Below are 25,802 nucleotides of genomic sequence, written 5' to 3'. Positions count from 1 at the left end.
TTGCCGCTGTCATGTGGTGGCCAACCGGTGTAGCATCTGCCCGGCCGCTGAAGCGGACGGCCGAGCTGGAAATCGGGAGAGCGTGACCGATGGCCTTGCATGAGGGATTGAGCGCCGGCGATCGCACGTCGCGCCCCACTGTCAAAAAGATCAGCGCGGGCGAGATCACCGTGACGAGAACCTTCTCGGATCGTTTCGATCTGGAGCTCGGGCCGATGATCCCCGTCGCCGACGCCTTCAACGTCATCGTCCAGATGCGCGATTTCGAGGCGCATCGGCTGTGGCGCCGTGGCGAGCTCGTCTACGAAGGCGGGCACTCAAAGGCATCGCTCGCGATCACCGACCTTCGGGATCAATGGCAGTGCCATCACCTGTCTCCCTTCGACAATGTCCGCTTCCACATCCCCTTTTCCTGCATGCGGACCTTCACCGAAAGGGCGGGGCGCGGCGAGTATGTGTCGCTCTCGCCGGTGCAGGGACGGGTCGATCCGGTGATGTTCGGCCTTGCCCAGGCACTGCTGCCTTCGCTCGACGAGCCGGACCGGGCCAATCTGCTTTTCGTCGAACAGATCAACCTCGCGGCACTGGCTCATCTCAGCCAGACCTATGGCGGCTTGCATTTCCCTGTCGACAAGAAAGGCACGCTGGCGCCCTGGCAGGAGAGGCAGGCAACGGAGTTTCTGGTCGCACACTTCAACAAGGCGTTTTCAATCGGCGATCTCGCGGCTCAGTGCGAGCTCTCGCGCAGCTATTTCAACAAGGCTTTCAAGGAGAGCTTCGGGCGCACGCCTTCCAGGTGGCTGACCGAGTACCGGATTGCACGGGTCAAGGAGTGTCTGCTTCAGGACATCCCTCTTGCCGAAATCGCGATCCACTGCGGTTTTGCCGACCAGAGCCACATGACCCGGGTTTTCACCAGCCAGACGGGAGAAACACCGGCGCGTTTCAGGAAAAAGAACCGGGCCGTCAGCGTGGCGGTCGATCGATCTCAGCTATAGCGCGGAAAGAGGGCGCGCCCTCATACGGATCATTCAAAATACATGAAAAGCGTGCAAGAATGCCGCCGCGGTCGGGGCAATCATACGCCGCTCCTGCAGACGATCTGGTGAATATGAGAATGAATTGCGTGCACGCGTTTCAAGCGCGCCGCGATCCGCGCGTCAGTATGGTTCCGCGCTTTTCGTTTTCATCAGCGCTGCAGGAGGTTTTGGCAGGTGGTCGCGACAAACAGGAGCGAAGACGATGACGAATGCCTCCGCTGCCTCGGCCGGAACGCGGCCGCGCGACAGCCTCGGATGCTCGCTGGACCAACTCGACGACGACAGGACGATCGAAGGCCGCGACATGGTCTTTTATCGCAAGCGATCGCTTGCAGGGCCGCCGGGCCGGGTCACGACGCCCGGCAATGGACGGGGATATCTGATTGGCCTGTCGCTTTCAGGCGGCCATAGCCGTCGGGTCTTCGGGGAGCATCATTCGGCGATCCAGGAATTCGGCCAGAACTCGATTTACGTCAGGAACTTCGCCGACGATTACAAGGCGGATCTGAAAGGGTCCTTTGACTTTACCCTGCTTGAAATCGGCTACGGTGCGCTGCAGCGCATTGCGGATGCGGCAGATCTTACCGGTGTCAGCGAGCTCAGATCCATTTCCGGCTCTCCCGATCCCGTTCTCGGCGGCATGCTCGGCGCCTTGTTTGCATCGGTGGACGGCCACACGGATCGAAGCGCCCTGTTCGTCGACCAGCTCTCGGTCGCAATCGGCGTGCATATGGTGCGACAGTACGGCAACGGCCGCGGCGATAGCTTGGCGGGGGGGCGTAGGCTCTCGCAGCGCTGCCAGGCAAAGATCCGCGAACTCGTGCAGGCCCGTCTTGACGGCGGGCTCACCGTGGAGGAGTTGGCCTCGACCTGCAATCTGTCGCAGGCCGCTTTTCTTCGCGCCTTTCGGGAGACCATGGGAAGCACGCCGTATCGCTGGCTGCTGCAGCAAAGGATCGAAAAGGCCAAGGACCTGCTGCAGTTCTCCTCCACACCGCTGAGCGAGATCGCGTCCACCTGCGGCTTTTCGGATCAGAGCCATTTTACCCGTGCCTTCGTGCAGGCGGTCGGGACGACACCGCGTCTGTGGCGCCGCAGCCAGTAATCTTTCGGGCTACCAAAAGTATAGTTGTGCGGTGAAGCGGCTCGGACCAGATTGTCGGCCGCTGGCATGGCGAGCGAAACTTTCAAAAATCCATCTTTGGCGACAAGAACGGGACCGCCGTCGACGGCATAGTTGAGCCTCTCCGATCGGAGTGAGTTTCAACAGAAAGAGGCCACGACCATGTCCGCGACAGCGACCCCCGGCAAACTCCTCGTCTCGCCCAGGGATCACACCCTGATCATGATCGACTTCCAGTCGCAGATGTCCTTTGCGACCAAGTCGATCGACGCGGTTCTCCTGCGCAACAATGCGGCGCTGGTCGCCCATGCGGCCGCGGGATTCGGCGTTTCGACCATTCTCACCACCGTTGCCGAGAAGACCTTCTCCGGTCCGATGTTCTCCGAGATCACCGATGCCTTCCCGGGCCAGAAGCTCTTGGACCGCACTTCGATGAACACCTGGGAAGACGCGGCCGTGATCGAAGAGGTCAACCGCATCGGCAAGAAGCGCCTCGTCATGTGCGGGCTCTGGACGTCCGTCTGCATCGTCGGTCCGACGCTGTCGGCGCTCGACCAGGGTTTTGAGGTTTATGTCATTGCCGACGCCTGCGGCGACGTCTCCGACGAGGCGCATGAGCGCGCGATGGACCGCATGGTGCAGGCCGGCGTGCGGCCGATGACTTCGCTGCAATACATGCTCGAGCTTCAGCGCGACTGGGCACGCATCGAGACCTACGACATGACCACCGGCATCGCCAAGAAGTTCGGCGGCGCCTATGGCCTCGGCATCATCTACGCCAAGTCGATGTTCGGCGCTTCCGAAGGGCACTGACGGGACGCTCTGATCAAAGTGGGCGCCGCGCGTTTCTCTGAACGCGCGGCGCCCTGGATGAACGCTCTGGCCGCGCTTGCGGTCGCCGGGGCGGCAATGTCATTCGTGAAGGAGTTGGCGATGAAGATGTATCTTCTCTCGCTCGCAGCCGGGGTGCTGGTCGGCGTCATCTATTCCCTCTTGAACGTCCGCTCGCCGGCGCCGCCCGTCGTCGCGCTGGTCGGACTGCTCGGCATCCTCGTCGGGGAGCAATCCGTCCCGCTGGTCAAGCGCGTCCTGTCGGGTGAACCGGTCAATCTCAGCTGGTTCAATCTGCAGTGCATGCCGCACATGTTCGGCCACCTCCCTGGCGGCGCCCAGGCCACCGCCGGCAAGGCGAAGGATGCGGCGCTCAACGATGAAAGGGTCGGATGATGCCGACGCGACGCTCCTTCCTCGGCGCGGCATCGTCGCTTGCCCTGCCTGCCCTTTTTTCGTCGGTCCGTAGCGCCGGCGCCCAACAGACCGGAGACCCCTCGATGACGCCCGACCTGATCCTTCACAACGGCCTTGTCACGACGCTCGACCGCGCCAACCCGGCTGCGACCGCGATTGCGATTAAGGACGGCCTCATTCTTGCCGTCGGCGACGACCGGACGGTGATGGCACTGGCCGGGTCAGCCACGAAAAAGATCGACCTCAAGGGCAAGCGCGTCCTGCCTGGCCTCAACGACAACCACACCCACGTCGTGCGCGGCGGTCTGAACTTCAACATGGAACTGCGCTGGGACGGGGTGCGCTCGCTCGCCGATGCAATGGCGATGCTGAAGCGGCAGGTGGCGATCACGCCGGCGCCGCAATGGGTGCGCGTCGTCGGCGGCTTCACGGAGCACCAGTTCGCGGAGAAGCGGCTGCCGACCATCGACGAGATCAACGCGGTGGCGCCGGATACGCCGGTGTTTCTGCTGCATCTCTATGACCGGGCACTGCTCAATGCCGCAGCCCTTCGGGCGGTCGGCTACACCAAGGACACGCCGAACCCGCCGGGCGGGGAGATCAGCCGGGACGCCAACGGCAACCCGACCGGTCTGCTGCTTGCAAAGCCCAATGCCGGCATCCTCTATTCGACGCTCGCCAAGGGGCCGAAACTGCCCTTCGACTATCAGCTCAACTCGACCCGCCATTTCATGCGCGAGCTCAACCGGCTGGGGGTGACCAGCGTCATCGATGCCGGCGGCGGCTTCCAGAACTACCCGGACGACTACGCCGTCATCCAGAAGCTGTCGGATGAGGGCCAGATGACCGTGCGCCTCGCCTACAACCTCTTTACCCAGAAGCCGAAGCAGGAGAAGGAAGACTTCCTGAAGTGGACCTCCTCGGTCAAATACAAGCAGGGCAACGACTACTTCCGTCACAACGGCGCCGGCGAGATGCTGGTCTTCTCGGCCGCCGATTTCGAGGACTTCCGCGAGCCGCGTCCGGACATGCCGCCGGAAATGGAGGGGGAACTCGAAGAGGTCGTCCGGATCCTGGCCGAGAACCGTTGGCCCTGGCGGCTGCATGCGACCTATGACGAGACGATCACCCGCGCGCTCGACGTTTTCGAGAAGGTCAACCAGGATATCCCGCTTTCCGGCATCAACTGGTTCTTCGACCATGCCGAGACGATATCCGACCGGTCGATCGACCGGATCGCCGCACTCGGCGGCGGCATCGCCGTCCAGCATCGCATGGCCTATCAGGGCGAGTATTTCGTCGAGCGTTATGGCCATGGGGCGGCGGAAGCGACACCGCCGGTGGCGAAGATGCTCGAAAAGGGCGTCAAGGTTTCCGCCGGTACCGACGCGACCCGCGTTGCCTCCTACAATCCCTGGGTCTCGCTGTCCTGGATGGTCACCGGCAAGACCGTCGGCGGCATGCAGCTCTATCCGCGCGCCAATTGTCTCGACCGCGAAACGGCGCTGAGGATGTGGACCGAAAAGGTGCAGTGGTTCTCCAACGAGGAGGGCAAGAAGGGGCGCATCGAGAAGGGGCAGTTCGCCGACCTGATCGTGCCGGACAAGGACTATTTCAACTGCGCCGAGGACGAGATCTCGTTCCTCACCTCGGAGCTCACGATGGTCGGCGGCAAGATCGTCTATGCGGCGGGAGATTTTGCGCCCCACGACGAAAACCCGTTGCCGCCGGCGATGCCGGACTGGTCGCCGGTGCGAAGCTTCGGCGGCTATGCTGCCTGGGGCGAGCCCGATGGTGCCGGCAAGAATTCCCTCCGGCGGACCGCGATCAGCTCCTGTGGCTGCGCCAGCAATTGCGGCGTCCATGGCCACGACCACGCCGGCGCCTGGACGTCCCGCCTGCCGATCGCCGATCTCAAGGGCTTCTTCGGGGCGCTCGGCTGCTCGTGCTGGGCCGTGTGAGGAAGAGTGGAGGGATCAAATGCGAACGATAGTCGGGACTGCGGCGATGGCGGCGGTCTCAATCCTGATCAGCTCGTCGCTTGCTCCTGTTTGCGCCTCAGCCTCGCCAACGGCCGGCGTCCGGCACCCCTGGGCGAAGGTCGTGGTGAACCATCCGGCGTCGAAGCATGGCGCCTACTACAAAGGCGTGTCCCAGACCCCGATCGCCATCTCGAATGACAGCAAACGCGATGAGGGCAGTCCGGCTCCCCGTTGAGTTGAAGGCCGCCTGACAAGGAACCAAAATGCTGAGCCTTTCCTCCCTTGAAAGCCATCTCGTCGCTCGCCTTCGGCCGAGCCTTGCCGGCAGCCGCGTCGTGTTCATCGGGCTGCTGGCGCTCTGCTCGGCTTACATCCAGGGGCCGCTCACGAAGATCTTCGACTTTCCGGGTGCGCTTGCCGAGATGGACCACTTCGGTCTGCATCCGGCACCGCTCTTTGCCGTCGGCGTGATCATCTTCGAGCTTCTGATGTCGGCCCTCATTCTCATGGGGTTCTATCGCTGGGCGGCAGCCAGTGCGCTTGCCGCGTTCACACTGGCTGCCACCTTCCTTGCGTTTCGCTTCTGGGAGCTGCCGCCGGGCATGGAACGGGCGATGGCGACGAACGGATTCTTCGAGCATATCGGTCTCGCCGGTGCCTTCCTGCTCGTCGCCTGCTACGATCTCAGCCAACGGGCGTCCGCAAGGAGGGCAGGGCGATGACGGCGGCAGCGAAGCAGGGCGCAGGCACGTTTGCACCGCTCCGGCAGAAGGTCTTCGCGGTTCTCTGGGTCGCGACGATCATCGGCAATACCGGCAGCTTCATTCGTGATGTCGCCAGCTCCTGGCTGGTCACAGACCTTTCTGCGACGCCGGCCGCCGTTTCTATGGTCCAGGCGGCGGCGACGCTGCCGATCTTCCTGCTCGCCATTCCCGCGGGTGTCCTCTCGGATATCCTCGACCGACGCAAGTTCCTGATTGTGGTGCAGTTCCTGCTCGCGTCCGCAAGCCTTTGCCTGCTGTTTCTCTCCGCGACCGGATTGCAGTCCGTGAGTTCGCTGATCGCGCTGACCTTTGTGGGCGGCATCGGCGCGGCACTGGTCGCCCCGACCTGGCAGGCGATCGTGCCCGAGCTCGTCTCAAGGCAGGACGTCAAGGGCGCCGTGGCGCTGAACTCGCTCGGCATCAACATCGCCCGCGCGATCGGTCCGGCACTCGGCGGTCTGCTGCTTGCCTGGTTCGGCGCCGCCGTCACCTATGGCGTCGACGTCATCAGCTATGCCTTCGTGATCGCGGCACTCCTGTGGTGGCGGCGCGGGGCGGCGGAAGACGACGCTCTTGCAGAGCGCTTCTTCGGCGCCTTCCGGGCGGGGTTGCGTTACGCCCGCGCCAGCCGCGAACTGCACGTTGTCCTGCTGCGTGCCGCCGTGTTCTTCGCGTTTTCGAGCGCGATTTGGGCGCTCCTGCCGCTGGTCGCCCGTCAGCTTCTCGGCGGTGGCGCCAGCTTCTACGGCATCCTGCTCGGTGCCGTCGGCGCCGGTGCGATCGGCGGCGCGCTGGTGATGCCGCGCCTGCGCGCCCGGATGGATGCGGACGGGCTGCTACTGCTTGCGGCCGTATTCACGGCCGCGGTGATGGGCGTGCTCTCCTTCGCGCCGGCGCAATGGGTGGCGGTTGTGGCGCTGCTCGTTTGCGGCGCCGCCTGGATTACGGCGCTGACGACCCTGAACAGCACCGCGCAAGCCATCCTTCCAAACTGGGTGCGGGGGCGTACCCTCGCCGTCTATCTTACCGTTTTCAATGGTGCCATGACCGGTGGCAGCCTTGCCTGGGGCGCGATCGCCGAGGCGATCGGCGTGCCCTTCACCCTGGGAGTGGCGGCCGTCGGCCTTCTGTGCGTCGGGGGCGTCTTTCACACCATGAAACTGCCGAAGGGAGAGGCGGACCTCATCCCCTCCAACCATTGGCCGGAGCCACTGACCAGCGAGCCGGTCGAACACGACCGGGGCCCCGTGCTCGTGCTGATCGAATACTCAGTCGAAAAGGCGGATCGTTCCGAATTCCTGAAGGCGCTTGCCCGCCTGTCGCATGAGCGTCGCCGCGACGGCGCCTATGGCTGGGGCGTGACCGAGGACGCGGCTGATACCGGCCGCATGGTGGAGTGGTTCATGGTCGAGTCCTGGGCTGAGCATCTGCGCCAGCACAAGCGCGTGTCCAAGGCGGATGCCGATGTCCAGGAAAACGTTCGTCGCTTTCACAAGGGACCGGCGGCACCGGTCGTTCACCACCTTCTCGCGATCAACCGGCCGCATCTCGGTTGAAGCGGGTGGCGTTCCATGTCGCGAAGCCAGCGCCACGGAACGTGCCTGAAAACATGCAATAGAACCCAAGCAAAGGAACCATTCCCATGACCGAGAGCTTCGTCAGGACTGAAGACGGCGTCGACATCTTCTACAAGGATTGGGGCACGGGCCAGCCAATCGTCTTTCACCATGGCTGGCCGCTGTCGGCAGACGATTGGGACGCGCAGATGCTCTATTTCGTCAACAAGGGCTATCGCGTCATTGCCCACGACCGCCGCGGCCATGGTCGCTCGACACAGGTGAGCGAAGGTCACGATATTGCCCACTACGCCAAGGACGTGGCCGCACTCACCACCAAGCTCGGTCTCAGCGACGCCGTGCATATCGGCCACTCCACAGGCGGTGGTGAAGCGGTCGCCTATGTGGCGCGCCACGGCGGCGGCCGGGTCGCCAAGCTCATCATCGTCGGTGCCGTGCCGCCGATCATGGTCAAGACCGAGAGCAATCCCGGCGGCCTGCCGATCGAGGTGTTCGACGGCTTCCGGGCGGCACTGGCCGCCAATCGCGCCCAGTTCTTCCTCGATGTTCCGACCGGCCCTTTCTACGGCTTCAACCGGCCGGGCGCCGAGCCGTCCGAGGGTGTGATCCGGAACTGGTGGCGCCAAGGCATGATGGGAAGCGCCAAGGCCCATTACGAGGGCATCAAGGCCTTCTCCGAAACCGATTTCACCGAAGACCTCAAGGCGATCGACGTGCCGACGCTGGTCATGCATGGCGACGACGACCAGATCGTTCCGATCGACGACAGTGCGCGGCTTGCGGTCAAGCTCCTGAAAAACGGTACGCTCAAGGTCTACGAGGGCTATGCACACGGCATGCTGACGACCCATGCCGATGTCATCAATCCTGACCTGCTTGCCTTCATCGAGGCCTAAAAGGCTGGCATGATCCGCAGCGTCTCGGGACAGCGGACCGTGCCGGGATGAATGTTGGTGCCCGCACCGCCATGATCGCGGTGCGGGTCTTTGTTGCTCAAGCGCGTGCCTTCGCGGTTTCACCAAGCGCGCGCATCAACCGGTCGATGAAGACCCGTACCTTGGGCGCGACGAGCTTTGTCGTCGGGTAGACCGCCCAGATCGCCAAAGTCTCGGCCTCCGCGTCTTCGAGGCGAATGCGCACCAGCCGGCCCGCGTCGAGATCGTCGGCAACGTTCCAGTCCGATAGCAGTGTGATGCCGGCACCGGCGAGGCAGGCGGCATGACACCCCTCGATGCTCGTCGACGAGAAGCGGCTCTGCAAGCGGACATGTGTCTCGGCCCCGGCGCTCAGAAAGGTCCAATGGCTGACGCCGTGCAAGGGCAGGCATTGATGATGAATGAGATCGCTGCCGGTCCGAGGCCGTCCGTGCTTTTCGACATAGGATGGAGCGGCGACGAGGGAACGCGGGTTTTCGCTGAGTTTGCGGGCTATCAGGTTGCTGTCCTTCAGTCGTGCGATGCGGATCGCCAGATCGATGCCCGATGCCACGAGGTCGGGCATGGTGTCGCTCATGTCGAGTGAGATCTTGAGTTCCGGATGGTCATCAAGCAGCGAGGGGATCAGCGGAGCGATCAGCTTGATCGAGAAGGCAACGGGCGCCGAGACGCGCAGGAGACCGCTCGCCCCATCCCCGTCACCACTCAGGAGCGTTCGCGCCTGCTGTTCGGTTTCGAGCAGGCCTTGGGCATAGGGCAGAAAGGTCTCGCCCTCCGGCGTCAGCGACAGTGACCGGGTCGTGCGATGCATCAGCCGAACGCCGAGCACCTGCTCCAATGAGGCAAGCCGCCTGGTCGCGATCATTGGCGTGATGCCAAGCCGCCGCGCGGCTTCGGCGAGGCTGCCGCCGCGCGCCGCCGCGGCGAAGACGCGGACCTCATCGAGATTCATTATATCGATCTCCGATATACTAGTGCCAAGAAATACAACACTACAGCGCATATCGATAAAGAGATAGATCAAACCCATCTCTCCAGTGAGAAGGGCAAGTGAAATGGTTACCCACGAAATGGAGCATTCCGGTCTCGGCCGAATCCGCCTCTACGCCATGGCCGTCGCCAGCAGCGTCGCGGTCGCAAACATCTATTACAATCAGCCGCTGCTGGGTCTCATCGAGGCCGAGTTTCCCGGTGAGGCGGCCGTCGGCCTCCTTCCGACAGCGACGCAACTCGGTTACGCGCTCGGCCTCTTGCTTCTGTTGCCGCTTGGGGACATCGTCCGTCGGCGGCGACTGATCGTCGGCCAGTTCCTGGCAGTTGCTGTAGCAGCATCAGCCGCGGCTGTGGCTCCGTCGCCGTCATGGCTGATTGCCGCGTCCGTGCTGCTCGGAGCAAGCGCGACCGTCGCGCAGCAGATCGTCCCGCTCGCTGCAATGCTTGCCACGCCTGACAAACGCGGGGCGGCGATCGGGACAGTCATGGCTGGAGTCCTGACCGGTATCCTGCTCAGCCGCACGGTTTCCGGCTTTGTCGGCGCCCATGCCGGCTGGCGCGAGATGTTCTGGGCGAGTGTCCCGCTTGCTCTCGCAGGTTCGTTGCTGATGATCCGGGCCTTGCCGGATCTGCGTCCGGCATCGCGCTTGCCCTATCGCGAGGCGCTTGGTTCGCTTGCCACGCTTTGGCGGCGCGAACCCGAGTTGCGCCTCGCCTCGATGGTGCAGGCGGCGCTTTTCGCATCCTTTACGGCGTTCTGGACCGTGCTTGCCCTTTTTCTTGCGACGCCGCGTTTCAATCTGGGCGCGGATACTGCCGGTCTGTTCGGTATTGTCGGCGCGGTCGGCGTCTTTGCGGCACCACTCGCCGGCAGAATGGCAGATCGAAGAGGTGCGCGGTCCGTCGTCTGGTTCGGCGCCGTCTTGACGCTCGCCGCCTGGGCTCTACTCGGAACGTGGACCTCGCTTGCCGGACTGGTGGCCGGCGTCATCGTGCTCGATGTCGGTATCCAGGTCGCCTTGATTGCCAACCAGCACATCATCTATGCGCTGGAACCTGCGGCGCGCAGCCGTATCAACACGGTCTTCATGACCAGCATGTTTCTCGGAGGAGCGGCCGGTTCCGCCCTGTCCTTCGCCGCCTGGAGCTGTGGCGCGTGGCCGGGCGTCAGCCTGCTCGGCGCCGTGCTTGCGGTGGCGGCGCTGACAGCGAAGCTCCGCGCAAGGCGCAGCCCGGCCCAGGCTCTGTCGAACCGTTGAGACTGCTGGAGGATCAGCGGGACCGCTTCGGCCGGCGAACGGCCCGGATCGTTCCGCTTCCACCGCCGCCGCAGAAGAAGCGATCGCCGCCGTCGGACTCCAGCCCCGAGACACCGGTGCCCGATGGCATTACGATCCGCTCGAGCACCGACCCCGTTTCAGGGTCGATGCGCCTCAAGTCGCTGTCGTCGCCTTCCCAGGTGCCGTGCCACAGGTCTCCATCGATCCAGGTGACGCCGGTCACGACGCGCTTGGACTCTATGGTGCGCAGGATTGCGCCGGTCTCGGGATCGATCTGATGGATTCTCCGGCCCCGATGCTGCCCCACCCAAAGCGTCCCTTCGGCCCAGGCAAGGCCGGAGTCCCCGCCGCCGCCCGGTGCCGGGATCGTCGCCAGCACGCGGCCGCTATCGGGATCGATCTTCTGGATGCGGTCCTCGGCGATCTGGAACAGGTGCTTGCCGTCAAAGGCCGTACCGGCATGCGCGGCGACGTCGATCGAGCGCACGGTGCTGCCGCTTTCCGGGTCGAGTGCATTGATCTTGTCGCCGGAGGCAAACCAGATGTTCCGGCCGTCGAAAGTGACGCCATGGACGTGGTCAGCCCCGGGGAAGGGGCCATATTCGCGGAGGATTTCGGCTTCGGATCGTTTCATGGTTTCAATCCTAATCGCTTGGCAGTGGACCGGGGAGTAACAAGACTGTCGGGAATGTCGGTACCGGCGGGATCACCCAGCGTCGCGCCCGCCCGCGACCGACCGGCAGCACCTTTCCCTCTGAGGAAAGCTCGTCGAGCGCCCGTTGCACGGTACGCGGGCTGGCGGCGAGTGCAATGGCGAGAGCTGAACTTGCCCACGCCTCGCCGTCGCCAAGCAGCGCCAGCACCGCCGCATGGCGTTCATCGACTGGCGGCGCGAGCACGACGACCGTGTGCTCGCCCTGCGGAACCAGCCGGAAGCCGTCCTGGGTCGCGATGATGTCCGCGAAGGCGCGGAGTTCTTCGCGCAGTCGGCCGATCTCGACCCTCAGCCTTGCCCGGTGGGATTCGTCGACATGTTTCGCGCCGAACGCACGGGCGAGCAAGGCGCGCCGCGACAAATCGGCCGGCCACGCCTCTCCAAGTGCGCGCGCCAGCGCGAAGAGCACCGGCCGCGTTGCAAGTGAAACGGCGGAGGCTTCGCGCCGGACGATGTTCCGGCACGCATCGACCACCAGCACGCCGGAATTGAGCAGGGCTTCGACATCGGCGAGCCGCAGCAGGCGCTCGTCTCCCCTGGACAGAAGCCGGGCCGCAGGTGTCTTCAGGACAAGGGCCGCGCCTTCGACTTCCGCGCCCAGAGCCGGCATGCCGCTTGCTCGCGCCGCTTCGGTTGCCCGGGCGAAGGCGCTGGCCGCGGCGGCCGTCTGCAATCGGCGAACGGCGATGCCGGCAACCACGAGTTCGTGTGTGGCTTTTGCTGGCGGTGTCAGCCGGCCCGCATCGACTTTGGCAAGCATGTGTTCGGCCTCGTTGAGACGGCCGAGAAGCAATAGGCGCCGGGCGCCGAGATTTCGAGCGTGTGCGGCATTGAGGTGGTCGCCGTGGGCTTCGAGCGTGGCGCGGGCGGCGTCGAGCGCCTTCATCGGCCAGGAGAGATCGCGCGAGACGATGGCGATTTCCGCTTCGGCAACCACGCACCGCGCCCGGGCCACGGCCTCCTTCGGGCCGAAGCCGCGCGCCGCCGCTTTCAAAAGGGTCTTGGCGCGGCCGAGCTCTCCGAGCTGAGCCATGGCGATACCGCGAAGCGCCAGGGCCGGAGGGTCGTCCCGCAAGGCGACCCGCTTCAACGCACCGAGCAGATCGCCGGCCGCCAGAGCCCGGCCTGCCGCGGTAATCAGCGAATCCATGGAAATCCCGTCACACTTGTCACTCCCCCAACTTGTGCTCCGGCCTCTATCTATTGCTCGAACGGCACGGGACAACAGTGAGGACCTTCACGGCACGATCAAGTGCCTGGATCCAGACCGGTTGCAGGCGTGGCTGGGAAGACGCCCGGCGAACCTGCAATAATTATAAAATTCTGCAAAATACGGTGTCGGATTTCGGTTGGCACCAGCGTCTTAAAGCAACGAGCAAGAGGTGGTGCTCTGCACTTCCAACCTGCTGCGCGATCAGTTTGCACGTTATCGGCGCTGCCGACAGTGGGGCGCCGTCAGGGAGATTTGCAATGACCAATTCGCATTATCGTTGGGTTATCGTGGCGGCCGGTGGTCTGCTTGGCTGCTTGGCGATCGGCGCCATGTTCTCGCTTCCGGTTTTCCTGCTGCCGATCTCGCGTGATACCGGCTGGTCTGTCACCGGAGTCTCCAGTGCGATGACCATCGGCTTCCTGGCGATGGCCTTCGCCAGCATTGCCTGGGGCAGCCTCTCCGATCGTTGGGGCGCACGGCCGATCGTGCTCATCGGCTCGGTGCTGCTGGCCGTCAGCCTGATGGCAGCAAGCTGGGCAACGTCCCTCATCGTCTTCCAGATCGTCTTCGGGGTCGTCGTCGGCACGGCAGCGGCGGCGATTTTCGCGCCGATGATGGCCTGCGTCACCGGCTGGTTCGACACGCACCGGAGCCTCGCGGTCTCGCTCGTTTCGGCCGGCATGGGTATGGCGCCGATGACGATGTCGCCCTTCGCGGCCTGGCTGGTTTCAGGCTACGACTGGAGAACCGCACTGCAGATCATCGCGGTCGTCGTCGCCGTCGTGATGATCCCGGTGTCGCTTCTCGTTCGCCAGCCGCCGGCATTCGCAGCGGGCGCTGCCGCGGTATCTCCGGAGGACGAGGCGCATTCGTCGATGACGACGAGCCAGGTGCTGAAATCGCCACTCTTCATCATCCTGCTGCTGACGAATTTCTTCTGCTGCGCCACCCATTCGGGCCCGATCTTCCATACGGTGAGCTATGCCGTCACATGCGGCATTCCGGTGATGGCGGCCGTGTCGATCTATAGCGTCGAGGGACTGGCCGGCATGGGCGGGCGCGTGGTGTTCGGTCTGCTCGGCGACCGCTTCGGGGCAAAGCGCGTCCTGGTTCTCGGGTTGCTCGCCCAGGCCTTCGGGGCGCTGGCCTATGTCTTTGCGGCGGGGCTTGGCTCTTTCTATGCCGTCGCGGCCCTGTTCGGCTTCATCTATGCCGGCGTCATGCCGCTTTATGCCGTGCTTGCCCGCGAGAATTTCCCCTTGCGGATGATGGGAACCGTCATCGGTGGAACGGCCATGGCCGGCAGCCTGGGGATGGCGACGGGACCGATTGCCGGCGGCATGATCTACGATGCGCTGGCAAGCTACACCTGGCTCTATGTCGGCTCCTGGGGTATCGGCCTCGGGGCATTCCTGATCGCGCTGACGTTCAGGCCTGCACCGCGCTATCAGCAGGCGGTTGCTGCGGCGGCGTGATGCAGCCGCGGAGATCGACAGAATGGGCCCCACCTAAGAAATGGAGCCCGATCCGATCGATGCCTGCCCCGAGAGGCCTGGTCTGCTTTAACGATCGTCAATCCGGACAGTCCGGGCGCCGACATGGAGCGCCCGGCCTGCGCCCATCCCCATGATCGCCACACCGGTGCCGAGGGCGATGAAGAGAACGGAGCTGGCGGCGAAGCTGCCGGTCCAGCCGCGGATGAAACCGACGAGCAGCGGGCCGATGGCGGCAAGCACGTAGCCGACGCCCTGGGCCATGCCGGAGAGGTGGGCGGCGACATGGGAATCGGGCGAGCGGAGCACGATGAGGGTCATCGCCGCGGCGATCAGGCCGCCCTGTCCGATGCCCTGCAGCACGGCCCAGATGAGAACCGTCGATATCGGCGCAAAGAGGATGCCGATGAGCGCAAAGACGGCCGCGCCCACGAGCGCAACACAGACGGCACGCTGGTCTCGACGCCTGACGGCAAAGGAAGGAACGAGCAGGCAGGTGACGACCTGCATCATGATCGAGGCCGAAACGACCGCACCGGCGGTGGCGGCATCGAGGCCGCGCTCGCGGAGGATCGGCGCCATCCAGCCGAAGACGCAATAGGCGAGGGCCGATTGCAGTCCCATGAAAAGGGTCACTTGCCAGGCGAGCCCGTCGCGCCAGAGGCCGACGACGCGGAAGCCGCTGTGGCGGGCCTGCGCCTTGCCGCGCAGCGCCTGCGGCGCCCAGATCATCACCACGATGAGCGCCGGCACCGCCCAGGCCGCGAGCGCGCCGGACCAGGAGCTGACGACATGATGCTCGATCGACAAAGTGAGACCGGCGGCACTCGCCGCGCCGGCGCAGAGCGCCATCGTGTAGAGACCCGTCATCATCGCGGCCCGGTCGGCAAAGTCACGCTTGACGAGACCGGGAAGCAGGACGTTGCCGATCGCGATCGCCGCACCGGCGGCAAAGGTTGCGAGGAATAGCAGTGGCACCGACTGGATGCCGCGCAGGCCCGTGCCGAGCGTCAGCAGCAGCAGCACGCCAAGAAGAGTGCGTTCGGCGCCGAAACGTTGCGCGAGTTTCGGCGCAAGCGGCGCGAAGATGCCGAGGCAGACCACCGGCAGGGTGGTGAGCACGCTGGCGCCGGCGGTGGACAGGCCGGTCGTCTGCATGACCTCGGGCAGCAGCACCGAGAGGCTGGAAAACAGCGGCCGCAGGTTGAAGGCGATCAGGACGAGGCTCACGCCCAGAAGGATACGGGCGCTGCGGCTCAGGACGGGTGGCTGCGGCGCCGGCAGGCTGTCGGCCTCGGCATCGATAAGCTGGTCTTCGAGGTCCAGCCGCTCGGCGGTCTCGGCCGTGTGGGGAGTACGAAAAGTCTGGTTCATTGGGTGAGAAGCCGATCAAGTTCAGCGAGGACCGGGGCCATGAACGCCCGGACCGAGGCTGCGGCCTCGTCCGGATTGCCGGTCGCGATGGCCTCGACGATCGCCGCATGCGCCCGGTCGTCAGGTTCTGGCAGGTCGCCATTGAGCGTCGAGTGGATCGTCTCGAGGATGGCGGAGGTGAAGAAATCGTAGAGTTCGATGATGGCGCGATTGCCCGATGCCTCGACGATCGATCGGTGGAAGGCGATGTCGCGTTGGCTGAAAGCTTCACGTCCGCCGTCGGCCACCGTGCCGCGCGCCCTAAGCAGCTTGAACAGGCGCTCGAGGTCTTCAGGCGTGCGGCGCAGTGCCGCCAGCCGGGCGGCCTCGACGTCGAGTGCCGCGCGCGCTTCCCATTGATCGCGCAGGCTCGTGCGCTTGACCCGGTCGAGAGCGCCGGAGGCGTCGACGGTCGAACGGACATAGGTGCCGGAGCCCTGGCGGGCGTCGAGCAGGCCCTTCGAGATCAGGACCCGTACGGCTTCGCGCACCGTGCCTCGGCTGACGGCGAGCAACTCGGTGAGCGCCGTTTCGTTGGGAATACGCTCCCCGACCGCCCAGCGGCCGCTGAGGATTTCCGCACGCAGGCTTTCGGCCGCGCTCTCGGCGAGATTGGTACGATTGATCGGCTGCATCATCTGCTCATCAAGTCATCAGATGATTTTATCAATAAGTCGGATTGCTCCGCCAGTCAATCAGCATAGAGCGCAGCCGAGGGCCGAGCTGCATCGGGTTCTTCCCTTGAAATCTGTCTTGCCGGCATCAACCAGCGCCGCCGGCAAGGGAGCGCTGGCCTGACGTCATCGCTTTGAGCGGGCCGCGAAGCCGCCGAACGGCCGGCCTCAATTGAGCCTGAGGTCGAGGCCGGGGTGCAGTTTCTTGAGGTTCGGCAGGGACTTCGATTGCCACGGAATCTCTGCGGTTCCGCGCACCGTCAATTGCACGTTTGGCCGGTTGCGCGCCTCGATCGTCAGCTTGGCGAGCAAGTTGATCCCGGACGAGTTCAGAAACTGCAATTCGGTGAGATCGATCGTGATGTGCTCAGGCTCGGCTTCGAGCACGCCCATGACAGTTGAGAAGATCGGGGCATAGGCTTCCGTTCCGGGCAGCCGCATGGTGCCTTCGAAATGAATATCGTTGCCTTCGGACCAAACGCGATACTCTTCTTCGTCCTTGTTTTCCATGTTCTCCGGCTCATCAGTTCGAGAGGTCTGGGACCGCGATGGAGGCATAGGTCTCCAGCGAGGTTTCGCCACCGTCTCCCTGGGCGCCAAAAACCCAAGCGAAACGAACGCCATAATCGCTCATCAGCGTCAAAAGACCAAGCCCCGAGCCGCTTTTACCCAGCCCCGTTGCGTTGGCCTCGATACGCTCGATGAGCAGGTCTCCCGGGTCGCTTTCGGCGATCTCCGAAAGCAGATACTGGAAGCGGACAGCCGTCTCGTTGTCGATGATGTTGGAGACTTTCGTGCGGAAGCTGTTCGCTTCGAGACCCGCTTCCACGACAACGGCGCCCGATGCACGGAACTTCACCGCATTCTCGACCAGTTCGTTGGTCAGATAGCCGATGTTGTGCCGAACTTCGCGGTAGACATTGCGCGAGGCGCGGTAGCGCAGCGCCGCGAGCTCGGCCACGAAATCCGAAGCCATGGCGCAATGCTTCCAGCTCAGATCGAGCGGACCGTCATAAAGACGCAGCCGCGTCATTCTCTGGTGGGCGCCGATCGTCAGGTCCGCCAGTCCGTAGAGCGTGGTCATCTGATCACCTGTGTCTCATGACGACGAGCGTGATGTCGTCATATATCTTCTGCTTGCCGATATGCGCCATCAGGTCCTCGATGATACCCGATTTGACCTCTTCGGCGCTCTGCCCGTAAAATTTGCCTGCGCTCGCGCACAGCCGCTCAATGCCGAACATTTCGCCCTTGGCGTTCACCGCCTCGGTCACGCCATCCGTGTGCAGCACGACCATGTCGCCGTGCCCGAAGGAAATTTCGCGGGTCGCGACGAAGCGCGAGATGTCGGATTCGAGGCCGATGGGCAGACCAAGGTCGAGCGTGTCAATCCGCTCGACTTCGGCACCCTTGCGCACCACGATTAGTTCCTCGTGCTGCCCCGACAGGGTCAGGCGGCCGTCATCGTAGTCGAGGAAGGCGAGCGACAGATGCTTGTCGGTATTGGTCCGCACGATGTTCTTGTAGATTGCGCGGTTCAGGCGGTTGAGGAACTCTTGCGGGTTCATGTCGCCGGCTTCCTGCAAGGCCCGGGCGACGGACTGCACCATCAGCATCAGCACGCCGCTTTCAAGCCCGTGGCCGGTCACGTCGCCGATACCGATCTTCAGCCGCTCCCCGTCGCGAAGCACGTCGTAGTAGTCGCCTCCAACCTCGTCGGCCGGTCGCATATAGGCGGCGATCTCGAGTTCGGCGATTTCCGCGAGCTCACGGGCCCTGGGCAGCACCATCATCTGGATCTGCCGGGCGACCGCGAGTTCGGCGCCGAGGCGCAGGTTCTCGCTGCGCAATTGCGTATTCAGCGTCGAAATCTGATGGTTGGCGTCCTCGAGCTGCTTTGTGCGCTCGGTCACCAGGTTTTCGAGGTTCTCGGTGTGGTAGCTGATCTCTTCAGCCATCCGGTTGAAGGCGATACCGGCTTCGCCGACCTCGTCGCGCGTCGTAATCGGAACGCGAACCGAATAGTCCTTGGCCTCGATCCGTGTTGCCGCTCCGGCAAGGGCGCTGATGCCGCGAGTGACCCGCTTGGAAATGCCGAACACTGCAAGCGTGACGAACAGCAGCGAGGCAAGCAGAGCGAGAATCTGATAGACGAGGATACGGTTCGTTGCTTCGGAAATACCGGCCTGCGCCGCAAACAACGAGGCGTAGATCTCGCGTTCGGGCACGACGATGCCGAGCGACATGGTCTCGCGGCGAACGGGGCCGGATACCCAGAAATTCGCCGGCTCGAGTTGCTTCAAGAGGATGAGATAGGGCACCTTCTCGCCGGCCTCGTCGAGCAGTACGCGCTGTATCGCGCCGTCGGCGCCGAGCGGCAGTTGCGCGATCGCCGGCTGCACACTTTGGTGCAGCGAGCGATTAAGGCCCGTGACACCCTGGCTGCCGGTCTCGCTCGATCGTTGCAGGCCGATGACCTTTTCTCCTACGCCGTTGATGGCAACCACGTTGCCGTCGGACATGGCGAGGAAACCGAACCCGCTGTCGCCGACTTTGACGCTTTCGACAACCTCGGCCAGCTGATCGAGCGTGATATCGGTTCCGGCCGCCCCGGCGACACCCTTGCGGTCGCGCGTCCAGAGCGGCTGGAAGAAGCTGACGATCAGCTTTCCCGAGGCAGCATCCGTATAAGGTGCCGTTTGCGTGGTATCGACTGCAACGGGCCTGAGGCCGGGATCCTTCGCCCATCCCTCCCAGGACTCGTAGAGGCCGGGGAAGAAGAAGTTCCAGAAGTTGGCCTCGTTGTGACCGGGGTAGAGGCGGTCGAACGTCTGCGCCTGATCGGCATAGGGCGCCATCCGCAAGATCGGCCGCTCCTTTGGTCCGACGTAGTACATCTGCAGTTTGGAACGCCCGTGCGCAAGCAGGGCGGGAGCAACCAGATCGAGAACGGCGCTGTTCTCGATATCGGTCTGCACCTCGGGTAGCGGCCGGCGGTCGGGGCCAAGGAGATAGCTCCAAACGCTGACGCTCGAGAGCGGTCCCGGAAGGTTCTGCGCCCACCCACCTTTGGGATCGTAAGCCACGGTAACGGATTCCGGTGCGTGCCGCGCAAGCGCCTCTCCGACGTCGGACCTGCGCATGGGGCGGTCGATCTGCGCCTGGAGCACGCCCGCGAGCGTGGCGACGTCGGCGTGAACCTGGCCGAGCAGAAGATCAACCCGCGCGGCCGTCGATTCCGCGTAGGTGAGCATGTAATCTTTGTTTGCCTTTTCCAGGCCCTGCCCGACCTCCGTCGTCGCGTCGCGCGACAATCTTTGAACGTTCCAGAGCGCCAGGCCGCCTGTGACCAGGAGGTCGAAGAGCACGGCGCTGCCGACGACCAGCACGAACTTTGCGCGAAAGGATCTCAAACCGAACCGGGGACGTTGGACATTGTTCTCGCTCATAGCGGTTTGCGTCCGGACGCTGCCCAGATCGGCCAGCCTGCATAGCCCTTCGGATGCAGCGCCGCGAAGATGTGATCGCGGAAGCCTTGGCGAAAACGGTCGATGAATTCGGGTGTTTCGCCGTGTCTCGTCGCCATAGCCGCAAACATCTTCTCCCATCCGGCGATGACGTCGGCGAAATCCTGCGGGTCGCCGTCGAGATTGGTGACCATGAAGGATTCGACCAGGATGTCGTCGAAGCCCGCGTCGGCGAGATAGCGCCGGCTCTTCGGGCCGAGCTCCACATCCATCTCGAAGTGGCTCAACAGCCTCGCGAGCTCATTATAGGTCCATTGGATGCTTTGCGCCCGTGGCTCGCCGAGGCAGTGCGAGTTCTTCTCGTTGGTAATGTAGACGCGGCCGCCCGGCTTCACGATCCGATAGAGCTCCTTGAGAAGCAGCTCCGGCTGATTGAAGATCTGCAGCGAATGCCGGCAGGTCACGAAGTCGAACTGGTTGTCCTCGAGCAGCATCTCGGAAGCGTCGCCGAACGTGTATTCGATGCCGGTGACGCCGAAATCGGCGGCCACCGTGCGCGCGTAGGCAAGGCTCGCGCGGGAATGATCGAGGGCCACGATTCGGGCCGGCTGAAACTCCTTCTGCGCGAGCACGGCGAAATCGCCGATGCCGCAGCAGATGTCGGCCATGGCGATGCCGGGCCGCATGCCGTGGCGCGGCAGGATGGTGCGCTCGTGGCGCCAGGTCATTTTCGTCTGCGCGCGGAGGATGGGAATGAAGCTCGTATCCTCGACGAAGCTTTGGCCGGGGTAGAACATCGAATCGTAGACCTCGACGGAGATCTGCGGCTCAATCGTGCTCAAGTGCCTGAACATCCTTGTCGTCCAGCCGACGACGCTCGAGGTGATGATGATCAGACGCAGGTCCGACCGCTCGCGGCAGGCATCGAGCGCGACCCGGATGAAGGCCTGGAAGGCCGTGTTGTTCATCTGGATGAGGCGCTTCACGTCGATATAGAGAACGCCTCGCACCGCATCGATTGCTTCGCGCAGCGCATGAATGCTCTCGGCGATCTCATCGATCGATCGCGGACGGATCGTTCCGGCGAGCGAGAAGATCTGGCTGTTCGGGTCGAATGCGACTTTGAAGCGCTGAGTAAGGCCCGCGGTGATCAACTCACCATTCCTTCAAGAGGCAGGTCGACGATCAGGGTGATGGCCGGTGCCTCGCGTTCGTCCAACCGAAGGCGGGCGTCATAGTTGACGGCGAGATCCAGAAGCACCGATTCTCGGCTCGGGGCGAGGTCGTTGGAAATGGCGTCGAGATAGCGGGCCTGAGCATCGCTCTCGCGGGTTTTGGATACGGCCTCGCGGTAGAAACGCGCCTGACCTGGCGGGCATGGGAAACTGAGTTGAACCCGTTCCGTGCCTCCCTGGCGGTAGATCGACAGGCCGATCTTTCCGTCGGTGGTGCCGCCGCGAAACGAGACCTCCAGAAGCTCGTTCAGAGCGGAGGAGAAGAAGTTCGAATGCCGCACGGGATCGGTTCTGTTGTGGCTGATCATACGGGCGAGGTAGCTCGAAACATGATCGCAATGCTGCCAATCCGAGAGGAATATCTCCATCTCCATATCGAACTGAAGCAAGGGCTCGAAAGCCGTCTCCGTGGTCTCATTGACACTTGCACCCATGCAGCAATGTCCTCCCCACCCCGAACTCTGCTACGGCCATATGGCACTTTCCATAATGATTTGTAACCACGCAACCCCCGGATTTTGCACGTAAACAACCCAGGCTTGGCGTCGCGCCTCTCATTGCGCAACGCATGGATGCGACTAGAGCGTAGCCATGGCCGACGAGCGGCGAAGGTAGGCGCCGATCGCGTCTGCCGGCATGGGCATGCCCAGGAAATAGCCCTGCAGCCGGTCGCATCCCTCTTTTCGCAGCCAGACCGCCTGACCGACCGTTTCCACGCCTTCGGCGGTGACCCGCATGCCGAGGCCATGCGCAAGCCCGATGATCGATCGAACGATCGTCTGGCTCTTCTCGTCGCTCTCGAGGTCCTTGATGAAGTAGCGGTCGATCTTGATCGTGTCGAAGGGGAAGTTCTTGAGGTAGCTGAGCGAGGAGTAGAAGGTGCCGAAATCGTCGAGCGAAATCTGGATGCCCAGTACGTTCAGGGTGTTCAGCGTGTCCAGATTGTTGGTCGTGCGCTCGAGCAGGACCGTTTCCGTGACCTCCAACTCAAGCCGGTCAGCCCTGAGGCCGGACATGTCGAGCGCTTGGGCGATCCGGTCGGTCAGCCCCTCCCGCAGGAATTCAGCCGGAGAGAGATTGACGGCGACGGTGAAGTGCGACGGCCATGTGGCGGCCTGCCGGCAGGCCTCTTCGAGCACCCATTGGCCGATCTCGCTCATCAGCCCGTCGGCTTCCGCCATGGGAATGAAGACGTTGGGGGGAATGACACCTACCAGCGGATGGTGCCAGCGCACCAATGCTTCGAAGCCGACGATCGAAAACGGCGGTTCGACGAGCGGTTGATATTCGATGGAAAACTGATTGTCCTGCAGAGCCGTGCGCAGGCTGCGACGCAGCATCTCTCGCTGTTCCAGCACGATCAGCATCGAGCGGCTGAAGGTCTTGGCCCGGCCCCTGCCGTCCTTCTTCGCCGCGTAGAGCGCGATGTCGGCCGCCTTCATCAACTGCTCGATCTCGTTGCCATCGTTCGGCGCGATGGCGATGCCGATGCTGGCGCCGACGAAGACTGTGATGCCGTCGATCGTAAACGGCTCGTTGAACGCCTGGATCAAGGCTTCGGCGAGATATTCGGCGTCGGTCGGCTGGTCGCTGTGGCGCTGGATGACGGCAAACTCGTCGCCGGCCAGGCGATAGGCAACCTCGCCATCGCGAAGCGCTCCGCGAATCCGCTCCGCCGCCATCTTGAGCACGGCGTCGCCGGCGCCGTGGCCGAGCGTATCGTTGACCGGCTTGAAGTCGTCGAGGTCGATCTGCATCAGCGCCAGCTTCTCGCCCGGCGTCGGCAGGATGCTTTGCAGATCGTCGCTGAATTGCCGGCGATTGGGCAGGCCCGTCAGCACATCGTGGGTCGCCTGATGCAGCAGCAGCGCCCGTTCGCTTTCGCCGTGGCTGCCGACCTCTCGGCGCGTCGCGCGGCCGCTCGTTTCGAGCACGCCGATGCCGCGCACGGCGCGGAAGACCAGGAGCGTGCGCCGTGACTTGGTGGTGGCGTCGATGACTTCGACGCTTCTGGGCACGCCGTTCGCGATCACAGACTCGACCGTCGCCTTGGAGGCGGGCGCAAGCAGCTCCGGATAGAGGTGCCACAGGGTCGCATCGACCAGCGCGCCGACCTCGTAGGTCTCCTGGAGCGCTGACGAAGCGCTCGTCAGATGGAAAGCCTCATCATAGAACGAAAGGATTTCATCGGCGTTGGCCGCTACGGTGTCTTGCACTGAAGCTGAAGCAGACAAAGTTGCATCAGTGTCCGGCATACTTGCCTTTCCCTTTTCTGTCCCGAACTCATCCGGGGTAGCAAACGATTGCGCCTCCCGCGGACACTGCACACGGCGTGGATCGTCCTTCCCCAAAGCTATCGCGCGACGTATCCGGGTCAATGCCCTTGCCGCACGCTGGACCTTGCCTGTGGAAACCTCGTTTCGGAACGTCGTGGGCCTGGCACGGCGCCATTGCCCTGCACGGTTGTATGTAAGCTCCTTCTTTTATCATTTACCATCATTGCATGCAATTTGGTGCCACTTAGAGAGAGCGCCGAAGTTTGGTTCATGCAGCAATCCCATTGCAGGACAGCCGTGTGAATCAAGCTTTGCGGCGCAAGGGCTTCCTGCCCGGGATCGACGAACCGCTGATTTGGACGGGCGAGCGGATGGAATGGTCTCCTTCAGGCGCAGGTTAACCATAAACGAAGAAACTGGTGGATCGGATGACTGCTCGGCACCCGCGACGGGGTCGAAAGCACAGTTTGGCGGCCAAAGGTCGGCCGCCTGTATCGGCGGCCGATTCCGAAGAGGGTTCAACGCGTGCTCAGGATCACGTCGGTCTTCTGGAAGGTCCGGACGTCGATCAGGCCCTTGTCGGATATCCTGAGCTCCGGAATGACGACGAGCGCCAGCAGCGAGTGCTGCATGTAGGCGTTGTTCAGGCGGCAGCCGCAGGCGCGCATCGCCTCGACGATGGCGGCCGCCTTCTCGGCGACGATCTCTGCCCGCTGATCGGACATGAGACCCGCGACAGGCAACTCGACGAGCGCCAGCTCGCGACCTTCCTTGATCACGACGATGCCGCCGCCGACCTCGTGCAGCCGGTTGGCCGCCTTGGCCATGTCCACCTTGTTCGTGCCGACGACGATCATGTGGTGGCTGTCGTGTGCGACCGTGCTGGCGATCGCGCAATCGCTGTCATAGCCGAAGCCGGAAACGAAGGCGTTGACGACGTCGCCGGTGCCGCGGTGGCGTTCGACCAGCGCGATCTGGCAAATGTCGTTGGCGCGGTCCATCTGCACCAGGCCGTTCTCGATCGTGACCTCGGCCTCGAGCGCACGCGTCGGCGCCTGGTTTTCGACGACGCCGATCACCTGAACGCGGGCGCACGACGCGCGTGCGTTGGACGCAATGTCGAAATCCGCGGCGGCGAGCATCCGACCGAGGTGGACGGTGTTGCGCGCACGTTCCGGATAGACGTAAGCCGGGATATCGCGCGCGAGCGTGCCGCTTTCGGCCACGAGTTCGCCGCGGGCAAACACCATCTCGATCGGTAGCGCCGCGAGATCCGAGGTGACGATCAGGTCGGCTCGCCGGCCCGGCGCAATCGATCCGAGCTCGCGCTCGAGGCCAAAATGCTGGGCGGTGTTGAGCGTCGCCATCTGGATGGCGGTCACCGGCTTCAGCCCTTGAGCGATCGCGTGGCGCACGACCCGGTTCATGTGTCCGTCATGGACGAGCGTGCCGGAATGGCTGTCGTCGGTGCACAGCAGGAAATTGCGCGGATCGAGACCGGATTCGGTAACGGCCTTGATCTGCGCCGCAACGTCGTACCAGGCCGAACCGAGCCGCAGCATGGCGCGCATGCCCTGGCGAACGCGGGCGATGGCGTCCTCCACGGTCGTGCCTTCGTGGTCGTCGGCCGGTCCGCCGGCGGCATAGGCATGGAACGCGCGGCCGAGATGCGGCGAGGCATAATGCCCGCCGACGGTGAGGCGTGCATCCTGGGTGGCGGCGATCTCGGCCATCATCTTCGGATCGTTGGCCGCGACGCCGGGGAAATTCATCATCTCGCCGAGCCCGATGATGTTCGGCCAGGCGAGTGCCTCGGCGACATCTTGGGCGGAAAGCTCGGCGCCGGCGGTCTCCAAGCCCGGCGCACTCGGCACGCAGCTCGGCATCTGGACGAGCACGTTGATCGGCAGGCTCTGGGCTTCCTCGTTCATCAACCGGACGCCATCGAGCCCGAGCACGTTGGCGATCTCGTGCGGATCGATGAACATGGTGGTCGTGCCGTGCGGGATTACCGCGCGGGCAAATTCGGTGACGGTGACGAGCCCGCTTTCGACATGCATGTGGGCGTCGCAAAGGCCAGGCACGAGGTAGCGGCCGGCCGCGTCGACGACCTTGGTTTCAGCGCCGATCGTGTGGCCGGCGTCCGGGCCGACATAGGCAAAACGGCCGGCCTTGACGGCGATATCGGTGCCGGGAATGATCTCGCCGGAATAGACGTTGACCCACTTGCCGTTGCGGATCACGAGATCGGCCGGCTTGCGGCCCATGGCGACGTCGACCAGTTCGGGTGCGGTTTTCGACCAGGATTGAAGCATGACGGTTTCCTTCGAATGGGCGATGTCGGCGCCCTTCTTTGGAACGGAGGGCGCCGAAG

Annotated in this window: 23 protein-coding genes; 11 read left to right on the top strand and 12 right to left on the bottom strand. The window is 63.8% G+C overall.

All coding sequences use genetic code 11. The features are described 5' to 3' along the window. Nucleotides 1-89: 89 nt before the first annotated feature. From BHMPCIPO_RS21555 to BHMPCIPO_RS21515, 9 genes are all read left to right on the top strand, one after another. Entirely contained in the window at nt 90-998 is a 909-nt protein-coding gene (locus BHMPCIPO_RS21555) for a helix-turn-helix domain-containing protein (protein WP_173518868.1), read from the top strand. 244 nt (nt 999-1,242) lie between these two features. Beyond that, nucleotides 1,243-2,145, top strand: coding sequence for a helix-turn-helix domain-containing protein (locus BHMPCIPO_RS21550; RefSeq protein WP_173518867.1), 903 nt, complete (start codon nt 1,243-1,245; stop codon nt 2,143-2,145). 180 nt (nt 2,146-2,325) lie between these two features. Then, nucleotides 2,326-2,976, top strand: coding sequence for a hydrolase (locus BHMPCIPO_RS21545; RefSeq protein ID WP_173518866.1), 651 nt, complete (start codon nt 2,326-2,328; stop codon nt 2,974-2,976). Between the two features lie 120 nt (nt 2,977-3,096). Next, on the top strand, nt 3,097-3,390 hold the full coding sequence (locus BHMPCIPO_RS21540) for a XapX domain-containing protein (RefSeq protein ID WP_173518865.1): 294 nt from the start codon (nt 3,097-3,099) through the stop codon (nt 3,388-3,390). Next, nucleotides 3,390-5,372, top strand: a complete 1,983-nt coding sequence (locus BHMPCIPO_RS21535) for an amidohydrolase (RefSeq protein WP_173520131.1) — start codon at nt 3,390-3,392, stop codon at nt 5,370-5,372. The genes BHMPCIPO_RS21540 and BHMPCIPO_RS21535 overlap by 1 nt, the downstream gene beginning before the upstream one ends. A 19-nt stretch (nt 5,373-5,391) precedes the next feature. Continuing rightward, entirely contained in the window at nt 5,392-5,628 is a 237-nt protein-coding gene (locus tag BHMPCIPO_RS21530) for a hypothetical protein (protein ID WP_173518864.1), read from the top strand. Nucleotides 5,629-5,656: 28 nt separating this feature from the next. Then, nucleotides 5,657-6,115, top strand: coding sequence for a DoxX family protein (locus BHMPCIPO_RS21525; RefSeq protein WP_173518863.1), 459 nt, complete (start codon nt 5,657-5,659; stop codon nt 6,113-6,115). Beyond that, entirely contained in the window at nt 6,112-7,713 is a 1,602-nt protein-coding gene (locus tag BHMPCIPO_RS21520; protein ID WP_173518862.1) for an MFS transporter, read from the top strand. Before BHMPCIPO_RS21525 ends, BHMPCIPO_RS21520 begins: the two co-directional genes overlap by 4 nt. A gap of 86 nt (nt 7,714-7,799) precedes the next feature. Beyond that, entirely contained in the window at nt 7,800-8,630 is an 831-nt protein-coding gene (locus BHMPCIPO_RS21515) for an alpha/beta fold hydrolase (protein WP_173518861.1), read from the top strand. Between the two features lie 97 nt (nt 8,631-8,727). Here the strand turns inward: BHMPCIPO_RS21515 and BHMPCIPO_RS21510 are convergent, their stop codons facing one another. After that, nucleotides 8,728-9,621 carry a LysR family transcriptional regulator gene (locus tag BHMPCIPO_RS21510; RefSeq protein WP_173518860.1) on the bottom strand — a complete coding sequence of 298 codons (894 nt, stop codon included), beginning with the start codon at nt 9,619-9,621 and terminating at the stop codon, nt 8,728-8,730. A gap of 103 nt (nt 9,622-9,724) precedes the next feature. Between BHMPCIPO_RS21510 and BHMPCIPO_RS21505 the strand changes: the two genes are divergently transcribed. Continuing rightward, on the top strand, nt 9,725-10,921 hold the full coding sequence (locus BHMPCIPO_RS21505) for an MFS transporter (protein ID WP_173518859.1): 1,197 nt from the start codon (nt 9,725-9,727) through the stop codon (nt 10,919-10,921). 13 nt (nt 10,922-10,934) lie between these two features. Here the strand turns inward: BHMPCIPO_RS21505 and BHMPCIPO_RS21500 are convergent, their stop codons facing one another. Together BHMPCIPO_RS21500 and BHMPCIPO_RS21495 are read right to left on the bottom strand one after the other, a co-directional pair. Continuing rightward, nucleotides 10,935-11,576 (bottom strand): Vgb family protein, encoded by a 642-nt coding sequence (locus BHMPCIPO_RS21500; RefSeq protein ID WP_173518858.1) that lies wholly within the window; start codon nt 11,574-11,576, stop codon nt 10,935-10,937. 10 nt (nt 11,577-11,586) lie between these two features. Next, nucleotides 11,587-12,807 carry a winged helix-turn-helix domain-containing protein gene (locus BHMPCIPO_RS21495; RefSeq protein ID WP_173518857.1) on the bottom strand — a complete coding sequence of 407 codons (1,221 nt, stop codon included), beginning with the start codon at nt 12,805-12,807 and terminating at the stop codon, nt 11,587-11,589. A gap of 320 nt (nt 12,808-13,127) precedes the next feature. Here BHMPCIPO_RS21495 and BHMPCIPO_RS21490 point away from each other — a divergent pair, with 320 nt between their 5' ends. After that, on the top strand, nt 13,128-14,345 hold the full coding sequence (locus BHMPCIPO_RS21490) for an MFS transporter (protein ID WP_173518856.1): 1,218 nt from the start codon (nt 13,128-13,130) through the stop codon (nt 14,343-14,345). Nucleotides 14,346-14,432: 87 nt separating this feature from the next. Here BHMPCIPO_RS21490 and BHMPCIPO_RS21485 read toward each other — a convergent pair whose 3' ends face one another. From BHMPCIPO_RS21485 to ade, 9 genes are all read right to left on the bottom strand, one after another. Further along, nucleotides 14,433-15,737 (bottom strand): CynX/NimT family MFS transporter, encoded by a 1,305-nt coding sequence (locus tag BHMPCIPO_RS21485; protein WP_173518855.1) that lies wholly within the window; start codon nt 15,735-15,737, stop codon nt 14,433-14,435. After that, complete coding sequence (locus BHMPCIPO_RS21480; protein ID WP_173518854.1) at nt 15,734-16,411, bottom strand: FadR/GntR family transcriptional regulator; 678 nt, start codon at nt 16,409-16,411, stop codon at nt 15,734-15,736. The genes BHMPCIPO_RS21485 and BHMPCIPO_RS21480 overlap by 4 nt, the downstream gene beginning before the upstream one ends. 207 nt (nt 16,412-16,618) lie before the next feature. Further along, the gene (locus BHMPCIPO_RS21475) at nt 16,619-16,960 is read right to left on the bottom strand and encodes a slr1659 superfamily regulator (protein WP_173518853.1); all 342 of its coding nucleotides are present in this window, start codon (nt 16,958-16,960) and stop codon (nt 16,619-16,621) included. A gap of 13 nt (nt 16,961-16,973) precedes the next feature. Beyond that, complete coding sequence (locus tag BHMPCIPO_RS21470; RefSeq protein WP_173518852.1) at nt 16,974-17,534, bottom strand: slr1658 superfamily regulator; 561 nt, start codon at nt 17,532-17,534, stop codon at nt 16,974-16,976. A gap of 4 nt (nt 17,535-17,538) precedes the next feature. After that, nucleotides 17,539-19,899 (bottom strand): SpoIIE family protein phosphatase, encoded by a 2,361-nt coding sequence (locus BHMPCIPO_RS21465; protein WP_173518851.1) that lies wholly within the window; start codon nt 19,897-19,899, stop codon nt 17,539-17,541. Next, a complete protein-coding gene (locus BHMPCIPO_RS21460; RefSeq protein ID WP_173518850.1) occupies nt 19,896-21,071 on the bottom strand; it encodes a class I SAM-dependent methyltransferase in 1,176 nt (391 codons plus the stop codon). The genes BHMPCIPO_RS21465 and BHMPCIPO_RS21460 overlap by 4 nt, the downstream gene beginning before the upstream one ends. Beyond that, on the bottom strand, nt 21,068-21,586 hold the full coding sequence (locus BHMPCIPO_RS21455; RefSeq protein ID WP_173518849.1) for a ubiquinone biosynthesis methyltransferase UbiE: 519 nt from the start codon (nt 21,584-21,586) through the stop codon (nt 21,068-21,070). Before BHMPCIPO_RS21455 ends, BHMPCIPO_RS21460 begins: the two co-directional genes overlap by 4 nt. A 144-nt stretch (nt 21,587-21,730) precedes the next feature. Further along, nucleotides 21,731-23,407: a putative bifunctional diguanylate cyclase/phosphodiesterase gene (locus tag BHMPCIPO_RS21450; RefSeq protein ID WP_173518848.1), complete on the bottom strand. Its 1,677-nt coding sequence runs from the start codon at nt 23,405-23,407 to the stop codon at nt 21,731-21,733. 539 nt (nt 23,408-23,946) lie between these two features. Next, entirely contained in the window at nt 23,947-25,743 is a 1,797-nt protein-coding gene (ade, locus tag BHMPCIPO_RS21445) for an adenine deaminase (RefSeq protein WP_173518847.1), read from the bottom strand. Nucleotides 25,744-25,802: the final 59 nt, after the last annotated feature.

This window comes from Ensifer sesbaniae, assembly GCF_013283665.1.
Taxonomy (GTDB): Bacteria; Pseudomonadota; Alphaproteobacteria; order Rhizobiales; family Rhizobiaceae; genus Ensifer; species Ensifer sesbaniae.
This window is presented reverse-complemented; position numbering and strand designations above follow the sequence as displayed.